General features: G+C 39.6%; 1 protein-coding gene and 1 pseudogene. One reads left to right on the top strand and one right to left on the bottom strand.

Annotated features, from left to right (window positions below; all coding sequences use genetic code 11):
• Positions 1–146: 146 nt before the first annotated feature.
• The gene (locus tag EYB48_RS18955; protein WP_162021935.1) at positions 147–923 is read right to left on the bottom strand and encodes a Crp/Fnr family transcriptional regulator; all 777 of its coding nucleotides are present in this window, start codon (positions 921–923) and stop codon (positions 147–149) included.
• A 287-nt stretch (positions 924–1,210) separates the two neighbouring features.
• Here EYB48_RS18955 and EYB48_RS19325 point away from each other — a divergent pair.
• A pseudogene (locus EYB48_RS19325) lies at positions 1,211–1,433 on the top strand (IS3 family transposase); the annotation flags it as partial.

Below are 1,433 nucleotides of genomic sequence, written 5' to 3'. Positions count from 1 at the left end.
CCGCGGACTCTAAATTGGTTTCGTACTAATTTGGGAGAAGGTCACCTTAACTAAAGTGTGCGGAAATTGAGAGTCTTTTCTCCGAAGCACCACACCTAAAGTAAGTTGCGGCCATCAATCTAAAAGCGAAGGTACAGAGGCATTTGCTAATACTCTAGAACTCTAGAATTTATTGAAATTTTGCTACTTTCGTATTCACATGGCTTGTAACTAAGCTTTTGAGCAACTTCTTCATAATTTAGATTATTTTCCCAATACCTACTATTGGCTTCTCTAAATGCACAGTTGAGCCAAGCTGATAAATTAAAAAACTCAATTAGATTATATCCGGTTCTAAGGAGACCCAACTCTTCAAGATACTTAAGCAAATTAGATGTATTTGTTCGTCCTGCCGCACTAATTCTTGCCAAACAATCTTGCGAAATATTCAACGCTAAAGTATCTGAGTGATAGTCAATTGACTTAGCGGTAGAGCGAGGTTTATTTACACAAACTTCAATCAAAAAAAGAAGTGTATAAAAAATCTTGCCAATAGAATTTGAATATAAGCGACGTAAAGTTATATAGTTTCTCCTAGCAGATTGTGTTGCAATAGAGTAAAGAAAATAACTTTGCAGTGAAGGTTCTAAAGAAATAAGTTCTCTAACAACACTAAACGGAATCTGCACAGTTTCACATTCAACTTCAGCTACCAAATTAAGTGTTAAAGGAAACTTCTCAAATAAATACTCTTCACCACACCATTTATTTGGAGTAAACAATATTGCTTTTTGATTATTTTTTTTTAACTTACTTTGAACCTCGCCTATTAGCAACCCGTTTATCAAAAAAATTAAATTTGCCGGAATTTCGCCTTGTTTATAAATTAGATCACCACGATCATAATTTCTAAGAATCAAATTTTTATAAATTTTACTTATCATGGCCTCATTCGTTGTCGGAAACGAGTCAAGAATTAAATAAAGATACCTTTGCATAATTTATTCCCTTAATTTGTCTTTGTTATGTTTTAGTAGATCTTTAGTCTTTTTTCGTTAAGAAACGTTACAGATCAGAAAGAAGAAATGTAAAGTGGGCCAATCTGTCCAGACGCTACGCAATCAACAGAGGGGTTCCGCAACGTCGGGCATGCGATCTGCTGGACGTCGCGCGTTCTGGCCTGTACCACGATCTCAAATTGCCTGGTAAGGATGCGCCAGTCGTTGATGCAATGCGTCGCTTGTCTGGCCAGTTTCCGCGCTTCGGTTCACGACGAATTCGGGTGTTTTTGGCGCGGGAAGGCATGGCGTTGGGCAAGGAACGCTGCTCTAGGATTTGGGCCGATGCAGGTCTACAGGTTCCAGCGAAACGCAAGCGCCGGCGGGCCATTGCCAGCACAGTTCCGCGCCCGAAGATGCCGGGCAAACGAAACGTCGTCTGGAGCTATGATTTCG

The sequence above is a fragment of the Cognatundibacterium crateris genome (assembly GCF_010078235.1).
Taxonomy (GTDB): Bacteria; Pseudomonadota; Gammaproteobacteria; order Burkholderiales; family Burkholderiaceae_D; genus Undibacterium; species Undibacterium crateris.
This window is presented reverse-complemented; position numbering and strand designations above follow the sequence as displayed.

Bases quoted from the DNA above. Each gene is read 5' to 3' on its own strand.
- EYB48_RS18955 (WP_162021935.1), bottom strand. From the start codon at position 923: ATGATAAGTAAAATTTATAAAAATTTGATTCTTAGAAATTATGATCGT.